Origin of the sequence: Bradyrhizobium zhengyangense (assembly GCF_022012555.1) — a bacterium.
Classification (GTDB): domain Bacteria; phylum Pseudomonadota; class Alphaproteobacteria; order Rhizobiales; family Xanthobacteraceae; genus Bradyrhizobium; species Bradyrhizobium zhengyangense.
In genome coordinates this window covers 85,311-110,318 of sequence record NZ_JAKLTZ010000003.1, presented here as the reverse complement: position 1 = coordinate 110,318, position 25,008 = coordinate 85,311, and the positions used below count along the sequence as shown (strand labels likewise).

20 protein-coding genes and 2 pseudogenes are annotated in these 25,008 nt (G+C 62.6%); 7 read left to right on the top strand and 15 right to left on the bottom strand.

The window, feature by feature from the left end:
* Nucleotides 1–10 precede the first annotated feature (10 nt).
* Together rpsG and rpsL are read right to left on the bottom strand one after the other, a co-directional pair.
* Complete coding sequence (gene rpsG / locus L6639_RS10965; protein ID WP_008136420.1) at nt 11–481, bottom strand: 30S ribosomal protein S7; 471 nt, start codon at nt 479–481, stop codon at nt 11–13.
* 15 nt (nt 482–496) lie between these two features.
* On the bottom strand, nt 497–868 hold the full coding sequence (rpsL, locus tag L6639_RS10960) for a 30S ribosomal protein S12 (protein WP_007603006.1): 372 nt from the start codon (nt 866–868) through the stop codon (nt 497–499).
* A 673-nt stretch (nt 869–1,541) separates the two neighbouring features.
* On the opposite strand from rpsL, the gene L6639_RS10955 reads away from it, so the two are divergent.
* Nucleotides 1,542–2,786 (top strand): FAD-dependent oxidoreductase, encoded by a 1,245-nt coding sequence (locus L6639_RS10955; protein WP_237861440.1) that lies wholly within the window; start codon nt 1,542–1,544, stop codon nt 2,784–2,786.
* Here L6639_RS10955 and L6639_RS10950 read toward each other — a convergent pair.
* The 13 genes from L6639_RS10950 to L6639_RS10890 form a co-directional block, all read right to left on the bottom strand.
* Nucleotides 2,708–4,726, bottom strand: a complete 2,019-nt coding sequence (locus L6639_RS10950; RefSeq protein WP_237861438.1) for an ABC transporter ATP-binding protein — start codon at nt 4,724–4,726, stop codon at nt 2,708–2,710. The two genes, L6639_RS10955 and L6639_RS10950, sit on opposite strands and share 79 nt — an antisense overlap.
* Nucleotides 4,727–4,861: 135 nt before the next feature.
* Nucleotides 4,862–6,925, bottom strand: coding sequence for an FAD-dependent oxidoreductase (locus L6639_RS10945; protein ID WP_237861436.1), 2,064 nt, complete (start codon nt 6,923–6,925; stop codon nt 4,862–4,864).
* A gap of 192 nt (nt 6,926–7,117) precedes the next feature.
* Entirely contained in the window at nt 7,118–11,314 is a 4,197-nt protein-coding gene (gene rpoC / locus L6639_RS10940; protein WP_237861434.1) for a DNA-directed RNA polymerase subunit beta', read from the bottom strand.
* Nucleotides 11,315–11,443: 129 nt separating this feature from the next.
* Complete coding sequence (rpoB, locus tag L6639_RS10935) at nt 11,444–15,568, bottom strand: DNA-directed RNA polymerase subunit beta (RefSeq protein ID WP_237861433.1); 4,125 nt, start codon at nt 15,566–15,568, stop codon at nt 11,444–11,446.
* 483 nt (nt 15,569–16,051) lie between these two features.
* Complete coding sequence (rplL, locus tag L6639_RS10930; RefSeq protein WP_018647233.1) at nt 16,052–16,429, bottom strand: 50S ribosomal protein L7/L12; 378 nt, start codon at nt 16,427–16,429, stop codon at nt 16,052–16,054.
* A gap of 54 nt (nt 16,430–16,483) precedes the next feature.
* Nucleotides 16,484–17,002 (bottom strand): 50S ribosomal protein L10, encoded by a 519-nt coding sequence (rplJ, locus tag L6639_RS10925; protein ID WP_140976519.1) that lies wholly within the window; start codon nt 17,000–17,002, stop codon nt 16,484–16,486.
* A 254-nt stretch (nt 17,003–17,256) separates the two neighbouring features.
* Nucleotides 17,257–17,529, bottom strand: coding sequence for a hypothetical protein (locus tag L6639_RS10920; RefSeq protein ID WP_237861431.1), 273 nt, complete (start codon nt 17,527–17,529; stop codon nt 17,257–17,259).
* A 51-nt stretch (nt 17,530–17,580) separates the two neighbouring features.
* Complete coding sequence (locus tag L6639_RS10915) at nt 17,581–18,534, bottom strand: 2-hydroxyacid dehydrogenase (RefSeq protein WP_237861430.1); 954 nt, start codon at nt 18,532–18,534, stop codon at nt 17,581–17,583.
* Nucleotides 18,535–18,624: 90 nt separating this feature from the next.
* Nucleotides 18,625–19,317, bottom strand: a complete 693-nt coding sequence (rplA, locus tag L6639_RS10910) for a 50S ribosomal protein L1 (RefSeq protein WP_128951210.1) — start codon at nt 19,315–19,317, stop codon at nt 18,625–18,627.
* 6 nt (nt 19,318–19,323) lie between these two features.
* The gene (gene rplK, locus L6639_RS10905) at nt 19,324–19,752 is read right to left on the bottom strand and encodes a 50S ribosomal protein L11 (protein ID WP_011088164.1); all 429 of its coding nucleotides are present in this window, start codon (nt 19,750–19,752) and stop codon (nt 19,324–19,326) included.
* A 130-nt stretch (nt 19,753–19,882) separates the two neighbouring features.
* Entirely contained in the window at nt 19,883–20,440 is a 558-nt protein-coding gene (gene nusG, locus L6639_RS10900) for a transcription termination/antitermination protein NusG (RefSeq protein ID WP_015685389.1), read from the bottom strand.
* Nucleotides 20,440–20,631, bottom strand: a complete 192-nt coding sequence (gene secE / locus L6639_RS10895; protein ID WP_007611620.1) for a preprotein translocase subunit SecE — start codon at nt 20,629–20,631, stop codon at nt 20,440–20,442. The genes nusG and secE overlap by 1 nt, the downstream gene beginning before the upstream one ends.
* Nucleotides 20,632–20,986: 355 nt before the next feature.
* Complete coding sequence (locus tag L6639_RS10890; protein ID WP_237861428.1) at nt 20,987–21,520, bottom strand: methyltransferase C-terminal domain-containing protein; 534 nt, start codon at nt 21,518–21,520, stop codon at nt 20,987–20,989.
* Nucleotides 21,521–21,744: 224 nt separating this feature from the next.
* Between L6639_RS10890 and L6639_RS43275 the strand changes: the two are divergent.
* From L6639_RS43275 to L6639_RS10855, 6 genes and pseudogenes are all read left to right on the top strand, one after another.
* Nucleotides 21,745–22,272 (top strand): annotated as a pseudogene (locus L6639_RS43275) (class I SAM-dependent methyltransferase); the annotation flags it as partial.
* Nucleotides 22,254–22,658 (top strand): annotated as a pseudogene (locus L6639_RS43270) (hypothetical protein); the annotation flags it as partial. The pseudogenes L6639_RS43275 and L6639_RS43270, both read left to right, overlap by 19 nt.
* A gap of 42 nt (nt 22,659–22,700) precedes the next feature.
* Nucleotides 22,701–22,847 (top strand): hypothetical protein, encoded by a 147-nt coding sequence (locus tag L6639_RS43265; protein WP_237861426.1) that lies wholly within the window; start codon nt 22,701–22,703, stop codon nt 22,845–22,847.
* Nucleotides 22,840–23,766, top strand: a complete 927-nt coding sequence (locus L6639_RS10865; RefSeq protein ID WP_237861425.1) for a class I SAM-dependent methyltransferase — start codon at nt 22,840–22,842, stop codon at nt 23,764–23,766. Before L6639_RS43265 ends, L6639_RS10865 begins: the two co-directional genes overlap by 8 nt.
* Nucleotides 23,750–24,052: a hypothetical protein gene (locus L6639_RS10860; protein WP_237861424.1), complete on the top strand. Its 303-nt coding sequence runs from the start codon at nt 23,750–23,752 to the stop codon at nt 24,050–24,052. The genes L6639_RS10865 and L6639_RS10860 overlap by 17 nt, the downstream gene beginning before the upstream one ends.
* Nucleotides 24,049–24,618, top strand: coding sequence for a Gfo/Idh/MocA family protein (locus tag L6639_RS10855; protein WP_237861423.1), 570 nt, complete (start codon nt 24,049–24,051; stop codon nt 24,616–24,618). The genes L6639_RS10860 and L6639_RS10855 overlap by 4 nt, the downstream gene beginning before the upstream one ends.
* Nucleotides 24,619–25,008: the final 390 nt, after the last annotated feature.

Genomic DNA, 25,008 nt, shown 5'->3' with positions numbered 1-25,008 from the left:
TGTTTCGCCGTTACCAGCGATAGTGCGAGAAGGCACGGTTGGCTTCCGCCATCCGGTGCACGTCTTCACGCTTCTTGACGGCGTTGCCACGGTTGTTCGATGCGTCCAGGAGCTCAGCCGAGAGCCGCTCGGTCATGGTCTTCTCGTTGCGCTCGCGCGCAGCCGAAATCAGCCAGCGAATGCCCAGCGCCTGACGGCGGGTCGAACGAACTTCGACCGGAACCTGATAGGTCGCACCGCCGACGCGGCGGGAGCGCACTTCGATCGTCGGCATGACGTTTTCGAGCGCCTGCTCGAACACGCCGAGCGGGTTCTGCTTGGTCTTGGATTCGATGATGCCGAACGCACCGTAGACGATGCCTTCCGCGACCGACTTCTTGCCGGCGTACATCACCGAGTTCATGAACTTCGTGACGATGATGTTCCCGAACTTCGGATCGGGAAGAACTTCGCGCTTTTCCGCTGAGTGGCGACGAGACATTGAGCTGGTTCCCGCTTACTTCGGACGCTTCGCGCCGTACTTCGAACGACGCTGCTTACGGTTCTTGACGCCCTGGGTATCCAGAACGCCGCGGAGGATGTGGTAGCGCACGCCGGGCAAGTCCTTGACGCGGCCGCCGCGGATCATGACCACCGAGTGCTCCTGAAGGTTATGGCCTTCACCCGGGATGTAGCCGATCACCTCGAAACCGTTGGTCAGACGCACCTTGGCGACCTTACGAAGCGCCGAGTTCGGCTTCTTCGGGGTCGTGGTGTAGACGCGCGTGCAAACGCCACGCTTCTGCGGCGACTGCTGCAGCGCTGGCACCTTCTTGCGCGACTTCTGCACTTCACGCGGTTGAGCGATCAGCTGGTTGATCGTCGGCATTCTGGCCTTACCCTTTGTTATCGCAGCCCCTTGCGGGTCCGCTGTCTTGCCGCGAGCCCGTTTCCGGGACCGCAAATTCTTGTCGCGCTACCCGCCCGACGGGGCCCGCTTCGCACGGGAACAATCCGCACAAAGCGAAATCGCGCCAACCGCTCATCGCTGAGTGGAAAGCGCTTCGACGCCACAGAGGACCGCAGTATTGCGGCCGATCAGCGTAAAGCCGCGGCCCGCGCACCGAGGTCATGCATCCGAATTCGGCCTCACGAGAACATGCTCGGAAGACCTAAAATCGCACTGGCATTGCCTAGCTATTATCGACAGCGTTTGAGCGGCATTCGTCGAGGTTGGTGCCCGTCTTTGCGACCCCTTCGGGATCAAACGGGTGGCCCGTTCCGACGTTGGCGATGCTCACCGCCTGTCGTTAAGTGAGGCGCTTTCTATAAGTGAGACTCGCTCAAGTCAAGGCGAAACGACAGTCACAAAGCGCTTCTCGCACCTTCAGAAATTGCCTGCCTGACGCCCTTACGGTGCGTCCTGAATATGGGAGCGAGGCCCCTGCTCTGCCAGCCTCACTCCTATTTTTACCCGGATGAAATGTACTTTTATAACCAATGCTAAGGCTTTTTTTCCTCTTGATGCGTCAATCTGCCACCTCCGGGCAGAGACAAGCGCCATGCGGTATACCGATATTGCCATCATTGGCGGGGGACTTGCCGGTTCGACCGCCGCCGCAATGCTTGGGCGCGCCGGCATTTCGGCTGTCATGATCGATCCGCACGAGACCTATCCGGGCGATTTTCGCGTCGAGAAGCTCAGTGGTCACCTGCAGGTCGAGCGATTCCAGCGAACGGGAATCGCCGACTCAGTCCTGCGCCGCGCGACTTTCTCCGGCGAGAACTGGATCGCACGATTCGGCCATCTCCTCGACAAGGCGCCGAGCCGGCAGTTCAACATCCTCTATGATTCCCTGGTTAACGCGATCCGCGACGAGATTCCCGACACTGTCGAGCGAATCTGGGCCAAGGCGGTATCGGTCGAGACCAGCCCCGAGCGGCAGAGAATCGCGCTCGCCAATGACGAGACGGTTTCGGCCCGCCTGGTCGTGCTCGCCAACGGCCTGAACGTCGGTCTGCGGCATCAGCTTGGCATCACCAGAAACATCATCAGCGCCTGCCATTCGATCTCGATCGGCTTCGATGTGGCGCCGGCCGGACGGAACGCGTTCGACTTCCCGGCGCTGACCTATTTCTCCGAACGGCCGAGCGACCGTATTGCCTACATCTCACTGTTTCCGATCGGCACGCGCATGCGGGCCAATCTGTTCGTGTATCGCAACTTCGACGATCCCTGGCTGCGCGAGCTCCGCCGCGCGCCGGCCGAGACTCTGAATGCCGCCCTGCCGCGGCTGAAGCGCATCACCGGCGCCTTCGACATCATGGGCGAGGTGAAGATTCGCCCGGTCGATCTCTACGTGAACGATTCCAGCCATCAGCCGGGCGTGGTGCTGGCAGGCGATGCCTTCGCGACCTCCTGCCCGGCCGCCGGCACAGGCTGCGACAAGGTGTTCACAGATGTCGAGCGGCTCTGCAACGTCCACATCCCGCAATGGCTGGCGTCCGACGGGATGGATGCAAACAAGATCGCGGCCTTCTACGACGATCCCGTCAAGCGAGCCTGCGATGAATGGTCGGCGGCAAAAGCATTCGGCTTCCGCTCGGTATCGATTGCGACGAGCCCCTACTGGACGGCGCAGCGCTGGGCGCGCTTCACGGCGTGGTCGACCCAGGGATTGTTGCGGCGGCTGGGAGGGGTATTCCATTTGGAGCCGAACTTCCTCGGTCACTCGTCGTCCTCGTCCTCATCATCCTCGTCGAGGTCCTCATCGTCCTCGTCATCATCGCTGTCGTCGTCGGCCTGAGCGGCCACGCCGTTCGGCTGGTGGATCTGGTCGTTCCACAGCTTGCGATAGGTGCCATTCTTGGCGAGCAGCTCCGCATGCGAACCGCGCTCGATCGCCCTGCCCCCTGAAATCACGATGATCTCGTCCATCTCGACCACAGAGGTCAAGCGATGGGTCGACCAGATCAGGGTGCGGCCCTTGGCGACCTTCAGCAACGTGCGGTTGATCGCGGCCTCCGTAGTCTGGTCGAGCGCCGAGGTCGCCTCGTCCAGCAGCAACACGGAGGGATTGCGGATGACCGCGCGTGCGATCGCAATGCGCTGGCGCTGGCCGCCCGACAGCGTATCGCCGCGCTCGCCGACCGGCGTGTCGTAGCGCTGCGGCAGGCTCATGATGTAGCGGTGGATCTCGGCCTTCTTGGCCGCCTCCTCCACCTCATCGTCGGTCGCGCCCTCCTTGCCGAGCCGGATGTTCTCGCGGATCGACATGTTGAACAGCATGTTCTCCTGAAACACCACCGCCATGCTCCGGCGCAGCGAATCCAGCGTCACCTTGCGGACGTCGACGCCGTCGATGGTGACGCGGCCCTCGTCCGGCACGTAGAGCCGCAAGATCAGGTTGAGCAGCGTGCTCTTGCCGGAGCCCGATGGGCCGACGATGGCGATGCGCTTGCCGGCATTGAGCTTGAGGCTGAGATTGTCCAGCACCGGGGTCTGCGCGCCCTCGTACTGGAACGTCACGTGGTCGAAGGTGATGTCGTGGGTGATGCGCGGCAGATCGGGCGCGCCGGGACGATCGGCACCACGGGTGGGCTCGTCCAGCAACTCCTGCATGTGGCGGATCGCGGCGGCCGAGGAGATCGATACCGGGATGAAGTGCATCACATGGGCGATGTTGTAGGAAACCTCCCAGAACGCGCTCTCGAAAGTGACGAAGGTGCCGATGGTGATCTGGCCCTTGGTCGCCAGATAGGCGCCGATGGCAAGCACGACGAGGTGCAACAACAGCACCGAGATGGTGACGGTGCGCTCCACCATCGTCGACAGGAAGCCGGCGGCCGCGATCCTGTTGCGGGTCGCATCGTTGCGGAAGGTGAAGAAACCGAACATCTTGCGCTGCAGGCTGAACGCCTTGATCACGGCCTGCGCCGCCACGTTCTCCTGCACCATGCCGAGCAGCGCGCTTTCGTTGAGCTTCTGCTCGTAATTGGCCTGCACGGCCTTCGGCGTCAGGATGCGCGGGCCGATTAGTGTGATCGGGAACACCAGCAGCGCGACGAGGGCGAGCTGCCAGTTCAGGAAGAACATCAGGATGATGCCCGCGATCAATTCCAGGAACGGCAGCGCGGCGCTGTTGGCGAACGACTTGACCGAGCCTTCGAAGGCCGAGAGGTCGACCGAGAAGCGCGACAGGATCTCGCCGCGCTTGGTGCGGCCGAAATAGGCGGCCGGCAGGTCCTGGACGTGCTCGAACAGGCGCGTGCGGACATCGGAGATGACGGAAGCTGCCAGCCGCGCGTCCCAACGCTCGTACCAGACCGCGACGATCGAGGTGAAGATGCCGGCGACCGCGAGCACGCCGAGGATCTTGTACAGCGCCTGGAAATCCTCCTCGCCGAGCGCGTCGTCGATCAGGAACTTCAAGCTGAGCGGCATGATGACGTTGAACAGCGTCTCGACCAGAACGCCGAACGCCACATAGCCCAGGATGCGCTTGTAGTTGGACAGGAAAGGCTTGACGAAACCCAGGATGGTCGCGAGCGCGCCGGCGGCTTCGCGCGCGGTAAAGACGACGAGGTCCTCGTCATCATCGTCGTCGTCGAGATCAATCTCGTCATCATCCTCGTCTTCGTCGTCTTCGAGGTCCGGCTTGGCGCTGGAGGCGAGCTTGTCGTCGAGCTCGACCGCCTCTTGCGCGGCGAGCTTCTGTTTGTCGGGAGAGAGAGGCCTGGACGCCATGAAACCAACCGATGCTGACGGCCGGCATGACCGCAGAGAAAGCAGGGAAATAGCGGAAGCCGCTACTTGCACCGATTCTATGCGATCAGGATGAATTCGGCAAAACAATTGGCGAATTCATCCGCCCTGTGATGCTTAGTCGTCGTCTTCGTCCTCGACTTTGTCGAAGAAGGAATAGCGCAAGCTGTCGGCGTCGGCGTACCACTGCCCTGGGCCCTTGCCCGCGGCGAGCGTCGCGGTCCAGAGCGCGTCCGTGCAGTCCTTGCGGTGCATCGACAGATCGAAGCCGTTGCCGAAGAACAGCTCGGACCATTCCCACCAGGTGCCGAGCTTCTTGACCCCCCGCAAGAGGTCGTAGCGGTCGATCACGGCTGATGCCATGTCCGAGGTGACAGAGCCGAACACGAGGCCGGTCTTGACCACGCGGTTCAACTCGCGGATCGCACGGACCACCTGCTTCGGGGCAACGTGGCAGAGGCTGGTCTCGAACACGAAGTCGAAGCTGCCATCCTTGAACGGCATGTCGGTGATCGAGCCGAGCTTGTTGTACTTCTTCAGCGCCTTCGGCGTCTTGGCGTGGATCGCACGGTTGTTCTCGATGCCCCAGGCATCGATGCCGCGATCGCGCAGCGCGCCGACCAGCTCGCCGCTGGCGGAGCCCGCGACCAGAAGCTTGGCGCCCTTGGCCTTGCCCCAGACGATGCCGATCAGCTTGGTCAGATAGTCGGGATCGGTGAAATGACTCCACGTTTCGCTATAGGGGCCGAGGCCGCGATAGTTCTCGAAATAGTCGCGGTCGATCTTGTCGGAGATCGGCTCGCCCTCTTCCCGCGCGCGCTCGCGGCGCAGGCGCATCATCTCGGTCAGGATGATGTCGGTCGCTGCGTCCGAGGAATCGAGGAGGCCGTTCAGCGTGGAGTCGAACAGGTAATCGCCGACCACGACGATGCCGGGATGTTCCTTCGGCTCGGGCCGGTGGTTGGTCATGACGTCGCGCACGGGCAGACCGCCCGGAATAGCATTCACCGACGACAGCCAGCGGTGGATCTTGCCCTCCATGAAGTGCCCACGCGCGTCCCCGAGCGAGGCCGGCAGCGATTTCAGCGCGGCGTCGATCAGCTCCTGATCCGACAGATTGGCGAAGGCGAGCGCATCGGAACCGGGAATGAGCCAGTTCAAGACGCCGTGCTTGCCGACGTCGTGGCGCGCGCCCTCGTTGTAGACGCAGCAGCCGCCAAAGGCTTCCGACATGAACCAGGCGCCGGGAATCTTTTCACCCCAGAACGGAGAGTCGAACAGGATCGAGACGCGCAGATAGTGCGCCGGACGATCGAAATAGGAGACGTGCTTGACCATCGACTTGCGCAGCTGCTCGCCTTCCCACCCCATCGTGGAGAGCCAGGAATGCGGCAGGCAGACCAGCACGAGATCGAAGTCGCGCGTCTCCGGCCCCTTCCCGTTCATCATCTTGAGCTGATAGCGGCCGGTCGACGCCTTGCCGACGGCGAGCACGCGATGATTGAGCTGGATGTCGGCGTTGACCTCCGACTGCAGGCATTCGATCAGCTGCTCGTTGCCATTCTGGATGGAGTAGAGACCGATATAACCGTCGACATCCATCAGGTAGTTCTTGAGCGCGTTGAGGCCGTTGGTGTTGTGGCTCTCCGTCGCGATATCCGAGCGCGCCATCACCTTGAAGAAGCGCTTGGCGATCTCGTCCTTGACCTCCTCGTCGAGCACCTGTTCGGCAGTCTTGTAGGCCCAGGGGTTCTCGTTGTCGTGGGCGCCGACGCCTTCGTAATACTCGATCGGCGACATCGCGTCGGCGCAACGCTTGCGGAACGCCTCGATCGCCGCCGCGGTCTTGGCGCCATATTTGCGGCGCATGCCGGCGACGTCGTCGAGCAGCTCGCCGCCGAACTGGACCTGTTCGGCGTCCATCGGAATGGTCTGCAGGCCGAAATGCTGGATCAGCTCGCGCAGCGGATCTGGACCCGTCATCGAGTAGTCGTAGATCTCGGCGACGCCGGCCTCGTACATCGCCGGCGCAGAATCGAATTTGCGCGTGACGATCTTGCCGCCGAGCCGGTCGGAGGCCTCGAAGATGGTGATGCGGCAGAGGTCGCCAAGCTTACGCTTCAGGTACCAAGCACTCATCAGCCCGCCGGGGCCGCCGCCAACGATTGCGAGATCAAGCATGTTAGTTCCGTGGTCTCCGGCCCTGCCCCCGTCACGGGACCACCGGTCTAAGTTCCCTTAGCAGAAGCGCTTTTGCGCCTGAAGGAAAGATGAACAAAGGTTGATCCCGCATCGCAACAGGCAAACAAAGCAGCAAAAAGGCCGGCTTTCGCCGGCCTTTTCATTGTCCTCAGTAATCCTACGGATGAACGATCATTCCGCGGGCGGCAGCGCAGGAAGCTCCGCTTCCGGGGCGGGCGACACAACGGCCGCCTGCTTCTCGCGCTCGTCGAGAATCAGCTTGTCGCGCTTCATCGCGACTTCGCGGATCTTGGCCATGGAGGCGCCGGTGCCCGCCGGGATCAGCCGGCCGACGATGACGTTCTCCTTGAGGCCTTCGAGCGGATCGACCTTGCCGTTGACCGCCGCTTCCGTGAGGACGCGGGTGGTCTCCTGGAACGAGGCCGCCGAGAAGAAGGAGCGGGTCTGCAGGCTCGCCTTGGTGATGCCGAGCAGAACCGGCGTACCCGTGGCGGGCTTCTTGCCCTCTTCCTTGGCCTTCTCGTTGAGCGCGTCGAACTCGATCTTGTCGACCTGCTCGCCGGAGATCATGTCCGTGTCGCCCTGGTCGGTGACTTCCACCTTCTGGAGCATCTGACGGACAATCACCTCGATGTGCTTGTCGTTGATGAGCACGCCCTGGAGCCGGTAGACCTCCTGGATCTCGTTGACCAGGTAGGCCGCCAGTTCCTCGATGCCCTTGACCGCAAGGATGTCGTGCGGCGCCGGGTTGCCTTCCACGATGAAGTCGCCCTTTTCGACGATGTCGCCGTCCTGAAGGTGGATGTGCTTACCCTTCGGGATCAGGTACTCGCGCGGCTCGTCGGTCTTGTCCATCGGCTCGATCGAGATGCGACGCTTGTTCTTGTAGTCGCGTCCAAACCGGATGGTGCCCGCGATTTCGGCGATGATCGCCGCATCCTTCGGACGCCGTGCCTCGAACAGTTCCGCCACCCGCGGCAGACCGCCGGTGATGTCACGCGTCTTGGCGCTTTCGGTCGAGACACGGGCGAGGATGTCACCCGGGTTGACCTTGGCTCCGACGTCGACCGACAGAATGCCGTCGACCGACAGCATGTAGCGGGCATCGCCGCCACGGGCGAGCTTCAGCACCTTGCCGTCCTTGCCCTTGACCACGATGGCCGGACGCAGGTCCGAGCCGCCGCGGGTCGAGCGCCAGTCGATGACAACGCGCTTGGCGATACCGGTGGCCTCGTCCAGCGTTTCCGAGATCGACTGGCCTTCGACCAGATCCTCGAAGCCGATGGTGCCTTCCACTTCGGTGAGAAGCGGACGGGTGTACGGATCCCACTCGACGATGCGCTGGCCACGCTTGACCATGTCGCCCTCGTCCACGTGCAGGCGCGCGCCGTACTGAATACGGTGCGTCGCACGCTCGGTACCGTCCGCATCGACGATCGCAATCACCATGTTGCGGACCATCGCGACCAGGTGACCTTCGCTGTTGCGGGCGATGGCCTTGTTCCGGATCACGATCTTGCCGTCAAAATTGGCTTCGACGAACGACTGCTCGTTGAGCTGCGCCGCACCACCGATGTGGAAGGTGCGCATGGTCAGCTGGGTGCCCGGCTCGCCGATCGACTGCGCCGCGATGACGCCGACCGCTTCGCCGTGGTTGACCGGCGTACCGCGAGCGAGATCGCGGCCGTAGCACTTGCCGCAGATGCCGTTGACGAGTTCGCAAGTCAGCGCCGAGCGGATCTTCACCTCCTGCACACCACCCTGCTGGATGGCGTCCAGATGGCTCTCTTCCATCAGCGTGTCGCGCTTGATGATCACCTTGCCCGAAGCGTCCTTCACGTCTTCGCAGGCCGTGCGTCCGAGGATGCGCGAACCGAGCGAAGCGACCACGGTGCCGGCATCGACGATGGCGCGCATCTTGATGCCGAGCTTCGTGCCGCAGTCGGACTGCGTGATGATGCAATCCTGCGCGACGTCGACCAGACGACGGGTCAGGTAGCCGGAGTTCGCGGTCTTCAACGCGGTGTCCGCGAGGCCCTTACGGGCACCGTGGGTCGAGTTGAAGTACTCGAGAACCGAGAGGCCTTCCTTGAAGTTCGAGATGATCGGCGTCTCGATGATCTCACCCGACGGCTTGGCCATCAGGCCGCGCATGCCGGCAAGCTGGCGCATCTGGGCCGGCGAACCGCGGGCACCGGAGTGAGCCATCATGTAGATCGAGTTGATGTCGGCATCGGCTCCAGCCGCCGTCTTCTTGGTGGAGGAGATCTCCTTCATCATCGCCTTGGCGATTTCTTCCGTGGCCTTCGACCAGGCGTCGACGACCTTGTTGTACTTCTCGCCATGGGTGATCAGACCGTCATTGTACTGCTGCTCGAAATCCTTCGCCAGCGTACGAGTGGTGTCGACGATCTTCCACTTGGAGTGCGGAACGACCATGTCGTCCTTGCCGAACGAGATGCCGGCCTTGAACGCGTTGTAGAAGCCGAGCGCCATGATGCGGTCGCAGAAGATCACAGTCTCCTTCTGGCCGCAGTGACGGTAGACCTGGTCGATGACGCCCGAGATCTCGCGCTTGGTCATCAGCTTGTTGATGATCTCGTACGAGATGCGCGGGTTCTTCGGCAGCAGATTGCCGAGCATGACGCGGCCGGCGGTGGTTTCGATCCAGCGCTTGGAGATCTTGCCGGTCTCGTCCATGCCTTCCCACCGATACTTGATCTTGGTGTGGAGGTGGATGACCTTCGCATGCAGGGCGTGCTCGAGCTCGGCCATGTCGCCGAACAGCTTGCCCTCGCCGGGCAGGCCTTCGCGCATGATCGAGACGTAGTAGAGACCGAGCACGATGTCCTGCGACGGCACGATGATCGGCTGGCCGTTCGCCGGATGCAGGATGTTGTTGGTCGACATCATCAGGACGCGCGCTTCCAGCTGCGCTTCAAGCGACAGCGGAACGTGCACGGCCATCTGGTCGCCGTCGAAGTCGGCGTTGAACGCCGAGCAGACCAGCGGGTGAAGCTGGATCGCCTTGCCCTCGATCAGTACCGGCTCGAACGCCTGGATGCCCAGACGATGCAGCGTCGGCGCGCGGTTGAGCAGCACGGGATGCTCGCGGATCACCTCGTCCAGGATGTCCCAGACCTCGGGCCGCTCCTTCTCGACCAGCTTCTTCGCCTGCTTCACGGTGGTGGACAGGCCCTTGGCGTCAAGCCGCGAATAAATGAACGGCTTGAACAGCTCGAGCGCCATCTTCTTCGGCAGGCCGCACTGATGCAGGCGCAGCTCGGGACCGACCACGATCACCGAACGGCCTGAATAGTCGACGCGCTTGCCGAGCAGGTTCTGACGGAAGCGACCCTGCTTGCCCTTGAGCATGTCGGCGAGCGACTTCAGCGGGCGCTTGTTGGCACCCGTGATGACGCGGCCACGGCGGCCGTTGTCGAACAGCGCATCGACCGCTTCCTGAAGCATGCGCTTCTCGTTGCGGATGATGATGTCGGGCGCGCGCAGCTCCATCAGCCGCTTCAAGCGGTTGTTGCGGTTGATGACACGGCGGTAGAGGTCGTTGAGATCCGAGGTCGCGAAGCGGCCGCCGTCCAGCGGCACCAGCGGACGCAGGTCCGGCGGGATCACGGGAACGACAGTCAGGATCATCCATTCCGGCTTGTTGCCGGAGTGGCGGAAGGCCTCGACGATCTTCAGACGCTTGGCGAGCTTCTTGTGCTTGATGTCGGAGTCGGTCTCCTGCATCTCGGCGCGCAGCGACAGCTCGAGCTTCTCGAGGTCCATGCCCTTGAGCAGCTCGCGGATCGCCTCGGCGCCGATCATGGCGGTGAAGGAATCCTGGCCGTACTCGTCCTGCGCCTTCAGATACTCGTCTTCCGACAGCAGCTGACGGTCCTTCAGCGCGGTCAGGCCCGGCTCAAGCACGACGTAGTATTCGAAGTAGAGGATCCGCTCGAGATCCTTCAGCGTCATATCGAGCAAAAGGCCGATGCGCGAGGGCAGCGACTTCAAAAACCAGATGTGAGCAACGGGCGCCGCCAGCTCGATGTGGCCCATGCGCTCGCGCCGAACGCGCGACAGCGTGACCTCGACCGAGCACTTCTCGCAGATGATGCCCTTGTACTTCATGCGCTTGTACTTGCCGCACAAGCACTCGTAGTCCTTGATCGGTCCGAAGATGCGGGCGCAGAACAGGCCGTCGCGCTCGGGCTTGAAGGTACGGTAGTTGATGGTCTCCGGCTTCTTGATCTCGCCGTAGGACCAGGACAGAATCTTCTCCGGGGACGCGATCGAGATCCGGATCTGGTCGAAGACCTGAGCCGGCGTCGTCGGGTTAAAGAGATTCATAATTTCTTGGTTCATCGTCTTCTCCTCGCGTACCGGTCGCCTCCGGCCGCAAATTCGAAAATCACTCGAGCGGGGCGCCCTGCCCTCAAGGCATCGGGAGGGGCGCCAATGCCCGGCCGCGAAGGCCGGGCATGAAAGGTCGTGTTACTCGGCCGCTTCCGACGTCGGTGCCGGACCGATCTTGGAATTGTGCAGATCGACGTTGAGGCCGAGCGAGCGCATTTCCTTGACCAGCACGTTGAACGATTCCGGAATACCGGCCTCGAAGGTGTCGTCGCCACGCACGATCGCCTCGTACACCTTGGTACGGCCGGCGACATCGTCCGACTTCACGGTCAGCATTTCCTGGAGCGTGTAGGCCGCGCCGTAAGCTTCGAGCGCCCACACCTCCATTTCGCCGAAACGCTGGCCGCCGAACTGCGCCTTGCCGCCCAGCGGCTGCTGGGTGACGAGCGAGTACGGACCGATCGAACGCGCGTGGATCTTGTCGTCCACGAGATGGTGCAGCTTGAGCATGTAGATGTAGCCCACCGTCACCTTGCGATCGAAGGCATCGCCGGTGCGGCCGTCATAGACGGTCGACTGACCCGATGCGTCCAGACCCGCCAGCTTCAGCATCTCCTCGATGTCGGTCTCCTTGGCGCCATCGAACACCGGCGTAGCGATCGGCACGCCGCGGCTCAGATTGTGGCCGAGTTCAAGCAGCTCGCTGTCGTTGAGCGTCTTGATCGTCTCGTCCTCGCCGTAGACCTTCTTCAAGGTTTCCTTCAGCGGCTTGATGTCCTGCTTCGACAAATAAGCATCGACCGTCTGGCCGATACGCTTGCCGAGGCCGGCGCAAGCCCAGCCGAGATGCGTCTCGAGGATCTGTCCGACGTTCATGCGCGAGGGCACGCCCAGCGGGTTGAGCACGATGTCGGCGTGCGTGCCGTCTTCGAGGAACGGCATGTCCTCGATCGGCACGATCTTCGACACCACGCCCTTGTTGCCGTGGCGGCCGGCCATCTTGTCGCCGGGCTGGATCTTGCGCTTCACCGCGACGAAGACCTTGACCATCTTCATCACGCCGGGCGGCAATTCGTCACCGCGCTGAAGCTTCTCGACCTTGTCGAGGAAGCGCTGCTCGAGCCCCTTCTTCGACTCGTCGTACTGCTTCCGCATGGCCTCGATCTCGGCCATCAGCTTGTCGTTCGGCGAAGCGAACAGCCACCACTGCGACTTCGGGTACTCCTCGAGCACCGCACGGGTGATCTTGGTGTCCTTCTTGAAGCCCTTGGGACCGGCAATGCCCTGCCGCCCCTCGAGGAGCTCGGCAAGACGGTTGTAGACGTTGCGGTCCAGGATCGCCTGCTCGTCGTCGCGGTCCTTGGCCAGACGCTCGATCTCTTCCCGCTCGATCGCCAGCGCACGCTCGTCCTTGTCGACGCCGTGGCGGTTGAACACGCGGACTTCCACGATCGTACCCTGCACGCCCGGGGGAACGCGCAGCGAGGTGTCGCGAACGTCGGAGGCCTTTTCGCCGAAGATGGCGCGCAGGAGCTTTTCTTCCGGCGTCATCGGGCTTTCGCCCTTCGGCGTGATCTTGCCGACCAGGATGTCGCCGGCGCGCACTTCTGCACCGATGTAGACGATGCCGGCTTCGTCGAGGTTCTTCAGCGCTTCTTCCGAGACGTTCGGAATATCGCGGGTGATTTCCTCAGGTCCGAGCTTGGTGTCGCGGGCCATCACCTCGAATTCTTCGATATGAATTGAGGTAAACACGTCTTCCTTCACGATCCGCTCGGAGAGCAGGATCGAGTCTTCGAAGTTGTAGCCGTTCCACGGCATGAACGCGACGAGCACGTTCCGGCCGAGCGCGAGCTCGCCGAGATCGGTCGACGGACCGTCGGCGATGATGTCGCCCTTCTTGACGATGTCGCCGACCTTCACCAGCGGACGCTGGTTGATGCAGGTCGACTGGTTGGAACGCTGGTACTTCATCAGACGGTAGATATCGACACCCGACTTGGTCGGATCGAGATCTTCGGTGGCGCGGATAACGACGCGGGTCGCGTCGATCTGGTCGATCACGCCCGAACGGCGCGCCGCGATCGCAGCACCCGAGTCACGCGCAACCACGCCTTCCATGCCGGTGCCGACGAACGGCGCCTCGGCGCGAACCAGCGGCACCGCCTGGCGCTGCATGTTCGAGCCCATCAGCGCGCGGTTGGCGTCGTCGTTCTCGAGGAACGGGATCAGCGCCGCGGCGACCGAAACGAGCTGCTTCGGCGACACGTCCATGTAGTCGACCTTGTCCGGCGTCATCGGCACGACGTCGCGGGTACCGCTCGCGCGGCAGACCACGAGGTCTTCAGTGAAGCGGCCCTTGGCGTCGACCGGCACGTTGGCCTGGGCGACCGAGTAGCGGCCTTCTTCCATCGCCGAGAGATACACGACCTCGTCGGTGACGCGACCGTCCTTGACCTTGCGATACGGCGTCTCGACGAAACCGTACTTGTTCACGCGCGCGAAGGTGGCGAGCGAGTTGATCAGACCGATGTTCGGACCTTCCGGCGTCTCAATCGGGCAGATGCGGCCGTAATGCGTCGGATGCACGTCGCGCACCTCGAAGCCGGCGCGCTCGCGGGTCAGACCGCCCGGTCCAAGTGCCGAGAGGCGGCGCTTGTGGGTAATCTCCGACAGCGGGTTGGTCTGGTCCATGAACTGCGAAAGCTGCGAGGAGCCAAAGAACTCGCGCACGGCGGCAGCCGCCGGCTTGGCGTTGATCAGATCCTGCGGCATGACCGTGTCGATGTCGACCGAGGACATGCGCTCCTTGATCGCGCGCTCCATACGCAGGAGGCCGATGCGGTACTGGTTCTCCATGAGCTCGCCGACCGAGCGCACACGGCGGTTGCCGAGATGGTCGATGTCGTCGATCTCGCCCTTGCCGTCGCGCAGATCCACCAGCGTCTTGATGACGCAGAGGATGTCTTCCTTGCGCAGCGTGCGTTGGGTGTCGGGCGCATCGAGGTCGAGGCGCATGTTCATCTTGACGCGGCCGACCGCGGAGAGGTCATAACGCTCGGCATCGAAGAACAGCGACTGGAACATCGCCTGCGCCGAATCCAGCGTCGGCGGCTCGCCCGGGCGCATCACGCGGTAGATGTCGAACAGCGCGTCTTCACGCGTCATGTTCTTGTCGGCCGAGAGCGTGTTGCGGATATAGGCGCCGACATTGACGTGGTCGATGTCGAGCAGCGGCAGTTCCTTGTAGCCGTGCTCGTTGAGGGCCTTCATCGACTTGTCGGTGATTTCTTCACCGGCTTCGGCGTGGATCTCGCCGGTCTTCGGGTTGACGAGATCCTCGGCGAGGTAATTGCCGACGAGTTCCTCATCCGACAGACGCAGCGCCTTGAGCCCCTTCTCCTGGAGCTGGCGGGCGGCGCGAACGGTGAGCTTCTTCCCGGCCTCGAGCACGACCTTGCCGGTGTCGGCGTCGATCAGGTCGTTGATGGTCGAGTAACCGCGGAAACGGTTGGCGTCGAACGGAACGCGCCAGCCTTCCTTGGTCCGCTTGTAGAGGATCTTCTTGTAGAACGTGGACAGGATCGCCTCGCCGTCGAGGCCGAGGGCGAACATCAGCGACGTCACCGGAATCTTGCGGCGACGGTCGATACGCGCATAGACGATGTCCTTGGCGTCGAACTCGATGTCGAGCCAGGAGCCGCGATACGGGATCACGCGGGCAGCGAACAGCAGCTTGCCCGAGGAGTGGGTCTTGCCCTTGTCGTGGTCGAAGAACACGCCCGGCGAACGATGCATCTGCGAGACGATGACGCGCTCGGTGCCATTCACGATGAAGGTGCCGTTCATCGTCATGAGCGGAATATCGCCCATGTAGACGTCCTGCTCCTTGATGTCCTTGACCGACTTCGCGCCGGTTTCTTCATCGATATCGAACACGATGAGGCGCAGCGTCACCTTGAGGGGGGCAGCGAAGGTCATGCCGCGCTGGCGGCACTCGTCGACGTCATACTTGGGCTGCTCGAACTCGTAGCGGACGAATTCCAGCATCGACGTGCCCGAGAAGTCGGAAATCGGGAACACGGAACGGAACACAGCCTGCAGGCCCTCGTCGAGGCGCCCGCCCGCGGGTTCATCGACCATCAGGAACTGGTCATAGGACGCCTTCTGAACCTCGATGAGGTTCGGCATCTCGGCGACTTCCTTGATGTGTCCGAAAAACTTGCGAACGCGTTTGCGACCGGTGAATGTCTGCTGCGCCATCGTGGCCTCTCATTTTCGTCGCCCGCTCTGGGCGAACCGTCCGGAACGCAGCTGCCGCCGCTCCCCGGGTTGAATTTTTCGAACCCGTTTTGGGGAACCGAAAATCCAGTTTCAGGCCGTCATGTCCTGAATCTGTTCTTCAGACCTTCAAAACGCAAAACGACGCGCGGGGCGCATAGGCACGCCCGCCCGTCACAACGATCCTCTTCACGGACTGCAAAAGCCCGAAATAGCCTGCTCTCCCAACGGCTTACAGGGAAATCCGGCATCCCTGCCCACCGCGCTTTCGTGCTGCCGACCCGATATGGGGCGACAATAGTGCAGATTCGAGGGGTAAACCCTCAAATCCCCACACATTTTCGTGTCTGGCCTGCGTCGGGACGATCCGTCGCACGCCTTTTGCATCTGACTGCCATCTTGAGGTCGCCCTCTTGAGGGGCAGAAAAGGTCCCGGGCCTCGGCCCGGGACCCCGTAAGCGTTGCTTACTTGAGCTCGACCTTGGCGCCAGCCTTCTCGATCTGGGCCTTGATCTTCTCGGCTTCTTCCTTGTTCACGCCTTCCTTCAGCGGCTTCGGAGCACCCTCGACGAGGTCCTTTGCTTCCTTGAGGCCGAGACCGGTGATGGCGCGGACTTCCTTGATGACCTCGATCTTCTTCTCGCCAGCCGAGGCGAGAACGACCGTGAACTCGGTCTTCTCTTCCGCCGGAGCGGCGGCAGCGCCACCACCAGCCGGGCCGGCCACGGCGACAGCCGCGGCAGCCGAAACGCCCCACTTCTCTTCGAGGAGCTTCGCCAGTTCAGCGGCTTCGAGCACGGTGAGGCTCGAGAGGTCGTCAACGATCTTCTGCAAGTCAGCCATTGTTCAGTTTCCTTGAGTGTAAGTCTGGTTCGGGTTTGAGTTTTGCGAAGGGCGTCAGGCCGCTTCGCCCTTTGAGGCATGAGCCTGGATGACGCGCGCGAGCTTGCCCGCGGGCGCGTTGGCGAGCTGAGCGAGCTTGGTCGCCGGGGCCACGATTAGGCCGACGATCTTGCCGCGCAGTTCGTCAAGCGACGGCAGCGAGGCAAGCGCCTTCACGCCGTCGACATTCAGGACGGTCTTTCCCATCGAGCCGCCGATGATGACGAACTTTTCGTTCGCCTTGGCGAATTCGATGGCGACCTTTGGCGCCGCTACCGGATCGTTCGAAGTGGCGATCACGGTCGGTCCCTTGAGCATGGGGCCGATGGCAACGACGTCAGTGCCTTCAAGAGCAATTTTGGCGAGACGGTTCTTCGAGACCTTCACCGAGGCGCCAGCCTGCTTCATCTGCATGCGCAGCTTCTGCATCTGGGCAACGGTCAGGCCGGAATATTGGGCAACGACCGCGACGCTCGTGGTCTTGAAGACCCCATTGAGCTGTTCGACCGCTTCCTTTTTTGCCGCTCGTTCCACAGCAAGCTCTTTCCGGTTGGCGGTCATCGCGAAAGCGGGACCGCCGGGTTGCACCCATTGTCCCGCTCAAACCTGAACCTCTGGGCCAAAACCCTTTGGACACGCCGGGGCGAGACAACGATTAAAGCCTGCCCTCCCGGAACCCTTGCAAGGTCCACGGGGTGTCGAGGTCCGAACCAAACTCCTTCCGCGACCACCCTCAAGTGGAAAGCGAAGTGAAATCCGGTCTTCACCCGTCTATGCAGGCCATGCGATTAAGCCGTTGAGAAATCGAAATTTCCCGCGGGCGCCTGCAGTCTTGGACAGGACAAGGCCAGCCGGCGAACCGTCTGACCTTTGCCCGCATCCCACCGGCCGATGGATTTTCCTTCCTTTTCGGGCAAATCCTTGCGGACGTCCTGAAAAGGAATGATCTCCTGCGTGTCGGGTTTTCGGAATGCGTGCACGAACGCGCCAGCCAAGGCCGGCACGTCCGGAAGCGGCTCTTTAACCGCTCTCTGCCGGATTGCCAAGAGCAAAATTCGCACCAGTTCCAATCCGTTGCCGGTTCGGCTTGATCCGGGCCGACAAGGGCCGATTCAGGCCGATTTGACCTCATACGGTAGCGGCTTGCCCTCGAAAAATGCGCTCAGGTTCGCCAGCACGCAGTTCTGCATGGCGACATGCGATTCGAGGGTGTGGCCGCCGATATGCGGGGCGAACACCACATTCGGCAGCGCCGTCAGCGCGTCGGGGGCGTGCGGCTCCTTCTCGAAGACGTCGAGGCCGGCGCCGGCGATGGTCCTCTCGGTCAGCGCCGCGATCAGGGCCTTCTGGTCGATAACGGAGCCGCGGGAGATGTTGACGACATAGCCGTCCGCACCGAGCCGCCTGAGGATATCGGCGTTGATCACATGCTGGGTCTCCGCCCCTGCCCGCACCGCGATCATCAGCACGCTGCACCAATCGGCCAGAGCCTCCAAAGTCGGGAAATATTGATAGGGCAGATCGTATTTGCTGCGACTGAAATAGCCGACCTCGCTCTCGAACGCGGCGCAGCGCGCGGCGATCTTGCGGCCGATCTGGCCCATGCCGTAGACGCCGATGCGGCGGCCGGGCATGCCGGCTTGCGGGCGCATCATCGGCGACTGTTTCGAGGCGGACCAATCGCCGCTGCGGACATATTGGTCGGCCACCAGGATCCGCCGCGTCGTCGCCAGCATCAGGGTCATCGCGATATCTGCGACCGAGGCGGCATTGGCGCCCGGGCTGTGCCCGACCGCGATGTTGCGCGCAGCGGCAGCTTTCAGGTCGACGCCGTCATAGCCGGTGCCGTAGCAGACGATCGCGCCGAGCTTTGGGAACAGATCCATCGCCTCCGCCCCCAGCGGCGAGCCGCCGGCGGTCAGCAGCGCGCGGATGCCGCCGAGCTCGCCGGCCGAAAACACCTCGTGGGCGGGCTTGCCACCGGTGTCGAGCAGCTCGAACCGCTCGGCGAAGCGCGCCATCATCGACTTGGGAAAGCGCGAGTAGACCAGGACCTTGTCAGCCATTGTTCTTGTTTCCGGTGGATGTGCCCACAAACGACGAGGGGCGGAATCGGTTGCCCGATTCCGCCCCTCGCCTCTTGCAATTTCCAAACCTCAGCCGAGAATGGTGCCCGGCTCGACCTTCACGCCCGGGCCCATCGTCGAGGACACCGCAACGCGCTGGATGTAGGTGCCCTTGGAGCCAGCCGGCTTCGCCTTCGCGACCGCGTCAGCGAGAGCCTTGATGTTCTCGACCAGCTTCTCCTCGGAGAACGAGGCCTTGCCGACGCCGGCCTGCAGGATGCCCGCCTTCTCGACGCGGAACTCGACCGAGCCGCCCTTGGCACCCTTCACCGCACCGGTGACGTCCATGGTCACCGTGCCGATCTTCGGGTTCGGCATCAGGCCGCGCGGGCCGAGCACCTTACCGAGACGACCGACCAGCGGCATCATGTCGGGGGTGGCGATGCAGCGGTCGAAATCGATCGCGCCGTTCTGCACCTTCTCGACCAGGTCTTCGGCGCCGACGACGTCAGCACCAGCAGCCTTGGCCTCATCAGCCTTGGCGCCACGGGCGAACACGCCGACGCGGAGCGTACGGCCGGTGCCGTTCGGCAGGGTCACGACGCCGCGGACCATCTGGTCGGCGTGACGCGGATCGACGCCGAGATTGATCGCGACCTCGATGGTCTCGTCGAACTTCGCTTTCGCGCGTTCCTTGACCATCTTGATGGCGTCCGCGAGCGGGTAAAGCTTTTCGCGGTCAACACCTTCGCGGGCTTTGTTCAAACGCTTTCCGATTGCCATAGCCGCTTACCCCGCAACTTCCAGACCCATCGAACGGGCGGAGCCCTCGACCATCTTCATGGCCGATTCGATGGTATCGCAATTGAGATCCTTCATCTTCTTCTCGGCGATCTCGCGCACCTGCGCCTTGGTCACCTTGCCGGCCTTGTCACGGCCCGGCGCCTTCGAGCCGGATTGGATCTTGGCGGCCTGCTTGAGGAAGTAGGACATCGGCGGCGTCTTCATCTCGAAGGTGAAGGAACGGTCCGCATAGATGGTGATGATCACCGGGATCGGCGTGTTCTTCTCTTCCTTCTGGGTCTGGGCGTTGAACGCCTTGCAGAACTCCATGATGTTGAGACCGCGCTGACCGAGCGCGGGACCGATCGGGGGCGAGGGATTCGCCGCACCGGCCGGGACCTGAAGCTTCAGGTATCCGGTCACTTTCTTTGCCATGTATCACTCCTGTTGTGCCGGCAAGCGCCGGCGGTTTCAGGTTCGTGGTCTGGGTCGGATGCGGCTGGCTACCGCCCTCTCCCTCCCACGGCCTCTCTCTGCGCGAGACCTGAGTCTCACGCGCACCCGGTCAGACCTTCTCGACCTGACCGAATTCCAGTTCCACGGGCGTTGCGCGACCGAAGATCGACACCGCAACCTTCACGCGCGAGCGCGCCTCGTCGATTTCCTCGACCACACCCGAGAACGAGGCGAACGGGCCGTCGGCCACGCGCACGTTCTCGCCGATCTCGAACGACACCGACGCCTTCGGCCGTTCCACGCCTTCCTGTACCTGGTGCAGGATGCGCATGGCCTCGGATTCCGAGATCGGCATCGGCTTGTTTTCCGCGCCGAGGAAGCCCGTCACCTTCGGCGTGTTCTTGATGAGATGAAACGCCTCGTCGGTCAGCTTCATCTTCACCAGCACGTAGCCCGGGAAGAACTTGCGCTCGGCGTCGATCTTGCGGCCGCGGCGCACTTCCGTGACCTTCTCGGTCGGAACCAGCACGAGCTCGAACAGCTCCTCGAGACCGCGCTGCTTGGCCTGCTCGCGGATCGATTCGGCGACCTTCTTCTCGAAGTTCGAATAAGCGTGGACGATATACCAGCGCTTGTCGGACGATTGGGTTGCGGCGGCTGTTGCCATCAGTGAATGCCCAAAAGGAAGGTGATGAGGTAGCGGATGATCTGGTCGGCGGCGAAGAAGAAGATCGAGGCCACGGCGACCATCACGAAAACCATGATGGTTGTGATCGTGGTCTCACGACGGGTCGGCCAGGTGACCTTGGCGGTCTCCGAGCGCACTTCCTGCAAGAACTTGAACGGGCTGACTGCCATCGTTTGAGACGCCAATAAGGATTTCGGGGATCCGAACAGCCGCCTGTGGCCCAGCCCTCTGTCTCGAAGGATGAGCCGGAAAACCGGGCTCTGATGTTCGGGGATTTCAAAGCCGCGCCGGAGATCCGCGTCTAACGGGCCGGCTGCGAGTGCGGGGTATCTACTGCGGATGGGGCCAAAGGTCAAGATCGAGGGAGCCTTCCCGGCCCGGCCGGCTTTGCTTGGACGACCAAGCAGAGCCCAAACCGATCAAGGGCTTATCCGTCTCTTACGGGCGCGTCCCAAAAGGCGTTGACCCGTTCCCTGCAGATCGCCCATCAGCGCCCTCCCCTCGGGCGCTTTTGGCGATCGCCCCTCAGACGGCACTGTCGACCATGGAAATGCCCGGCAACGGCACCACGAACTTTCCGCCCTCGGCGAAATAGCTGGCGTGCTTTGCCCGGATCGGGTCCACATAGCGCCAGGCGAAGACGACGACGAAGGCCGGCTTGCGCTCGTAGAGTGCGGCGGGGGGCAGGATCGGGATGTCGTACCCCGGGCCCGCCATCACGTTCCCCTTCTTGGGATCGTCGTCCACGAGGAAGTCGATTTTGCTCTCCAGGCCGAACTGCGGCAGCAGCGCCGTGGTGCCGACCGAAACGCCGTAGCCGGCGACCAATTGGCCCTGCGCATGGGCGGCATCGGCCATCGCGACCAGTTCGTCGCGAATGGCTGCGATTCTCTTGACGTAGGGCGCGTAATAGGCCGGCTGATCGACGCCGAGCCGGTCTTCCTCGGCGATGAAGCGCGCGACCTCCGCCGACGGTTTCTTGGCGCCGCCCGCGCGCTGAACCGTCACGCGGATCGAGCCACCTTTGGTCCAGATGTGCTGGACGTCGATCAATTCCATCCCGAGTCGCGCAAAGAAGCGCGTCAGCGGCTTGATGTTAGAATACGACGGATGCTCGTGATAAACGGTATCGAGCAGATTCTTCTCGGTGACGTCGACGCCGTATTGCGTCTCGAATACGAACAGGCCGTCCCGCGCAGCACATCGCGAACCACGATCACCAGCGGATCGAGATTGTCGACATTGGCGATCATGTTGTTGGCAATCACGACGCTGGCCGCGCCATGGCTCTTCAGGAGGCCTGCGGCGATTGCGGCCTGCCCCAGATCGTCAGACCGATCGACCCCGACATTCTGTATCGGCAGTTCAACTACAATTTCAGCAGCTGGAAGCCGGAGCCGCACCAAGTGGACGAGCTCGATACCATCGCGAAATTCTCGAAGCATCAATCTGTGTTCGAGATCGGATGTAACGACGGCCTGTTCATGGACCGGTTGCGCGAGCGCGGCGCGAAGGTCTTGGTCGGCGTGGAGCCCAACCCGGTCTCAGGCAAGATCGCCCGCGGGCGCGGCATCAAGGTCTATGCCGACATGATCAGCCCGGCACTGTGCCACGATGCGGTCGCACACGCCGGCAAGTTCGATCTCGTGGTCTCGCGACAGGTGCTGGAACACATCATCGATTTCGAGAACTTCTTCGCCTGTATAAAGATCGCGCTCAGCGACGACGGACTGCTGTTCATCGACGTGCCTGATTTCGCGCCCGGCTCCATGGCGGGCGACCTCTCAGTGCTCTGGGAGGAGCACGTCAGTTACTTTACCGAGCCGACGCTGCTTGCGTTGCTGGCGCGCCATGGCTTCGAGGCGGTCTCCGTCAAGAAATACAATTTCAGCGGCGGCAGCCTGGCCATCGCAGCCCGCCGCGCCACAGGCGCAGTGACAGCGCCGCCTGCGCCGGCTGGCGTCGGCGAGAAATTCGGTCAGCGTGCGAGGGAGTACGGCGCCCGTCTCCGCCCGATCCTCGCCAAGGCCCGCGCCAGCGGCGCCGAGATCGCAATCTACGGCGCCGGCTGCCGCGCACCTGCACCTTCACCAATGCCCACGAACTCGCGGAGCTGGTCGATGTCTCGGTCGACGACCAGAAGGAGCGCCAGGGATTGTTCCTGCCCGGCACCGGCATTCCGATCCGCTCGCCGGAAGACCTCACCGGCAGATTCGGCCCGCTGGTTTGTCTTCTCGCCGTGAACCAGGAGAATGAAGACAAGGTCAGCAACCGGCTGCGCGAGAATTTGAAGCGCCCGCTCCAGATCGTCTCGATCTTCGCGCCGTCCGACATCTGGAGCGAACTCGACCGGCTCGACGCCGCCGCAGGGTCGCTGCATGGCTGAGGATAAACTCTTCAACTATTACGAACGCCAAGACGTTCTGCCGACGTTCGGCAATTTCAAATCGTCCGCCGCGCTCGAAGCCTATGCCGGCCAGCGACGGGAGTTGTTTTCGGACAAGCTGGTGCTGCCGCCGCGCCTGTTCCAAGACGCTGAGGTGCTGGAGTTCGGCCCCGATTCCGGCGAGAACGCACTGGTGTTTGCGCGGTGGGGAGCGAACTTGACGCTCGCTGAGCCGAACCGGCATGCGCACGCCAAAATTCACGCTTACTTCGCGCAATTCGGCCAAACGACATGTCTGCGTGAGCTTGTATCGTCGGATGTCGAGGCATTCCGCAGCGATCGTCGCTTCGACGTCATCGATGCCGAAGGATTCATCTACACAGTGCAGCCGACCGAAAATTGGCTCGGCATCTTTCACCGGTTGCTCAATCCGGACGGTTTCGCCGTCGTCTCCTACTATGAGCGCTACGGCGGCTTCTTTGAACTCGCACTCAAGGCGGTCCACGCGGCCGGCAAGGCGTTGACGGGCCGATCTGCGCTCAAAACCGCGAAGACGCTGTTCGAAGCGAAGTGGGACAGCATTCCGCACACCCGCAGCTTCGAATCCCGGCTGATGGACGTGCTCGAAAACCCCTTCGTCCGCTACCGCTACTTTCTCGATGCGGCGGCCTTGTGCACGGCGGCGCACGGTCAAGGATTTGATATCCATTCCGCGTGGCCATCTTATCACGACAGCCTTGCCGTCTACTGGCACAAAAAGGTCCTGTCCGGCGACGAGAAGCTGCAGCGCGCGACGCGTCACCTCGGTCGCAGCCGCCTCAGCTTCCTCGGCGGACGCAAGCTCTATCTGGTCGGCAAGGCCGAAGCCGTGGGGCGCGATCTCGGCTTCGATCGAAGCGCTGGTGCTCGATGTCGATAGGATGATCGACGATCCCTTCGGCGACAGCCTGCCGCGCGTAATTGCGAGTCTGGCCTCGCTGCGCGCGACGATCCGAAGCGCCGAGATTCTTGCCGACGACCCGGCCGAGCTCGAGGCCTTTGCCGCGACGCTCGAGAGCTCCACCATATCTTCAGCGCGATCGCGCAGCGGGATATGGCAGGGGTCACCGCCTTCACCCAATCCGATCAGGCGTTCCTCAACGACTGGGGACAGCCAGCGCATTTCCTCGTCGTCCGGAAGCGCGCAGCGGGAGCGTAGCACGTGAAGCCAGGAATTGGCATTGTCGGAACGGGCATGGTCGGCCAGATGTGCCACCTTGCCAATTTCGCCGCCAATCCCGCCTGCCGCGTCGTCGCGATCGCTGATCTCCGGCCTGATCTCGCTGCCGCAGCAGCACAGAAATTCGGCGTCTCGCGGATATACGGGACGCACCACGAGCTACTCGCGGATCGCGAGGTCTCCGCCGTCGTCGTCGTGACCAAGCGTCGCGCGACCGGCCCGATAGTCCTGGATGCGCTCGACAGCGGCCGCCACGTACTGTCGGAAAAGCCGATGGCTTACACGACGGACCAGGCTGCGTCACTGATCGAAGCCGCGCGGCGACAAAACCTGGTCTATGCGATCGGCTATATGAAGCGTCACGATGCCGGCGTGGCGCGCGCACTGGCCGAGCTGGTACGCCTTCAAACGGACCAGCCGCTTGGGCGTATCGTCGGCGCGCGCGGCTGGTGTTTCGGCGGCCACACCGGCGGATCGCACGACACCTTTGTGATGACCAGTGAGGCTCGCCCCGATGGTCTTGAACTCTGGCAGGACGGTCCGGACTCCTAACGCACCGCCGGAGACTGAGACGGTGACAGCAAAAGGCCCGCCGGTCATACTGGCGGGCCTAGCACTCCTGGCGCACTGATCCGCAATTGAATCGGCAGCCGGGAGCATTGGGGGCTGGAAGAGCGAGCTGTGCCATGTTCGGCTGTTAATGACAATGGGTGGAACCGTGAACTCCGGTAGTTATACGGAGTCCATTTTCGGAACGGGGTGTTCTACCGTAGGAACACCGGCGAGATTTAAACCCTAGTCATTTCAAGTTGCCCGGGATGGGCCGCAGTGGGGCTGGAACCGCGCTGCGGCTTTTCCGTATCCGGATCAGACGAAAGCTCCTGCGCCGGTTCACGCTGGCGGGCCTTTTAGCTTTGGAGCAACTGCGGCACGAGCAGCGGC

What these genes read in the sequence shown, in the direction of transcription:
- rpsG (WP_008136420.1), bottom strand. Translation starts at nt 481, where the DNA reads ATGTCTCGTCGCCACTCAGCGGAAAAGCGCGAAGTTCTTCCCGATCCG.
- rpsL (WP_007603006.1), bottom strand. Translation starts at nt 868, where the DNA reads ATGCCGACGATCAACCAGCTGATCGCTCAACCGCGTGAAGTGCAGAAG.
- L6639_RS10955 (WP_237861440.1), top strand. Translation starts at nt 1,542, where the DNA reads ATGCGGTATACCGATATTGCCATCATTGGCGGGGGACTTGCCGGTTCG.
- L6639_RS10950 (WP_237861438.1), bottom strand. Translation starts at nt 4,726, where the DNA reads ATGGCGTCCAGGCCTCTCTCTCCCGACAAACAGAAGCTCGCCGCGCAA.
- L6639_RS10945 (WP_237861436.1), bottom strand. Translation starts at nt 6,925, where the DNA reads ATGCTTGATCTCGCAATCGTTGGCGGCGGCCCCGGCGGGCTGATGAGT.
- rpoC (WP_237861434.1), bottom strand. Translation starts at nt 11,314, where the DNA reads ATGAACCAAGAAATTATGAATCTCTTTAACCCGACGACGCCGGCTCAG.
- rpoB (WP_237861433.1), bottom strand. Translation starts at nt 15,568, where the DNA reads ATGGCGCAGCAGACATTCACCGGTCGCAAACGCGTTCGCAAGTTTTTC.
- rplL (WP_018647233.1), bottom strand. Translation starts at nt 16,429, where the DNA reads ATGGCTGACTTGCAGAAGATCGTTGACGACCTCTCGAGCCTCACCGTG.
- L6639_RS10915 (WP_237861430.1), bottom strand. Translation starts at nt 18,534, where the DNA reads ATGGCTGACAAGGTCCTGGTCTACTCGCGCTTTCCCAAGTCGATGATG.
- rplA (WP_128951210.1), bottom strand. Translation starts at nt 19,317, where the DNA reads ATGGCAATCGGAAAGCGTTTGAACAAAGCCCGCGAAGGTGTTGACCGC.
- rplK (WP_011088164.1), bottom strand. Translation starts at nt 19,752, where the DNA reads ATGGCAAAGAAAGTGACCGGATACCTGAAGCTTCAGGTCCCGGCCGGT.
- nusG (WP_015685389.1), bottom strand. Translation starts at nt 20,440, where the DNA reads ATGGCAACAGCCGCCGCAACCCAATCGTCCGACAAGCGCTGGTATATC.
- secE (WP_007611620.1), bottom strand. Translation starts at nt 20,631, where the DNA reads ATGGCAGTCAGCCCGTTCAAGTTCTTGCAGGAAGTGCGCTCGGAGACC.
- L6639_RS10890 (WP_237861428.1), bottom strand. Translation starts at nt 21,520, where the DNA reads ATGGAATTGATCGACGTCCAGCACATCTGGACCAAAGGTGGCTCGATC.
- L6639_RS10865 (WP_237861425.1), top strand. Translation starts at nt 22,840, where the DNA reads ATGGCTGAGGATAAACTCTTCAACTATTACGAACGCCAAGACGTTCTG.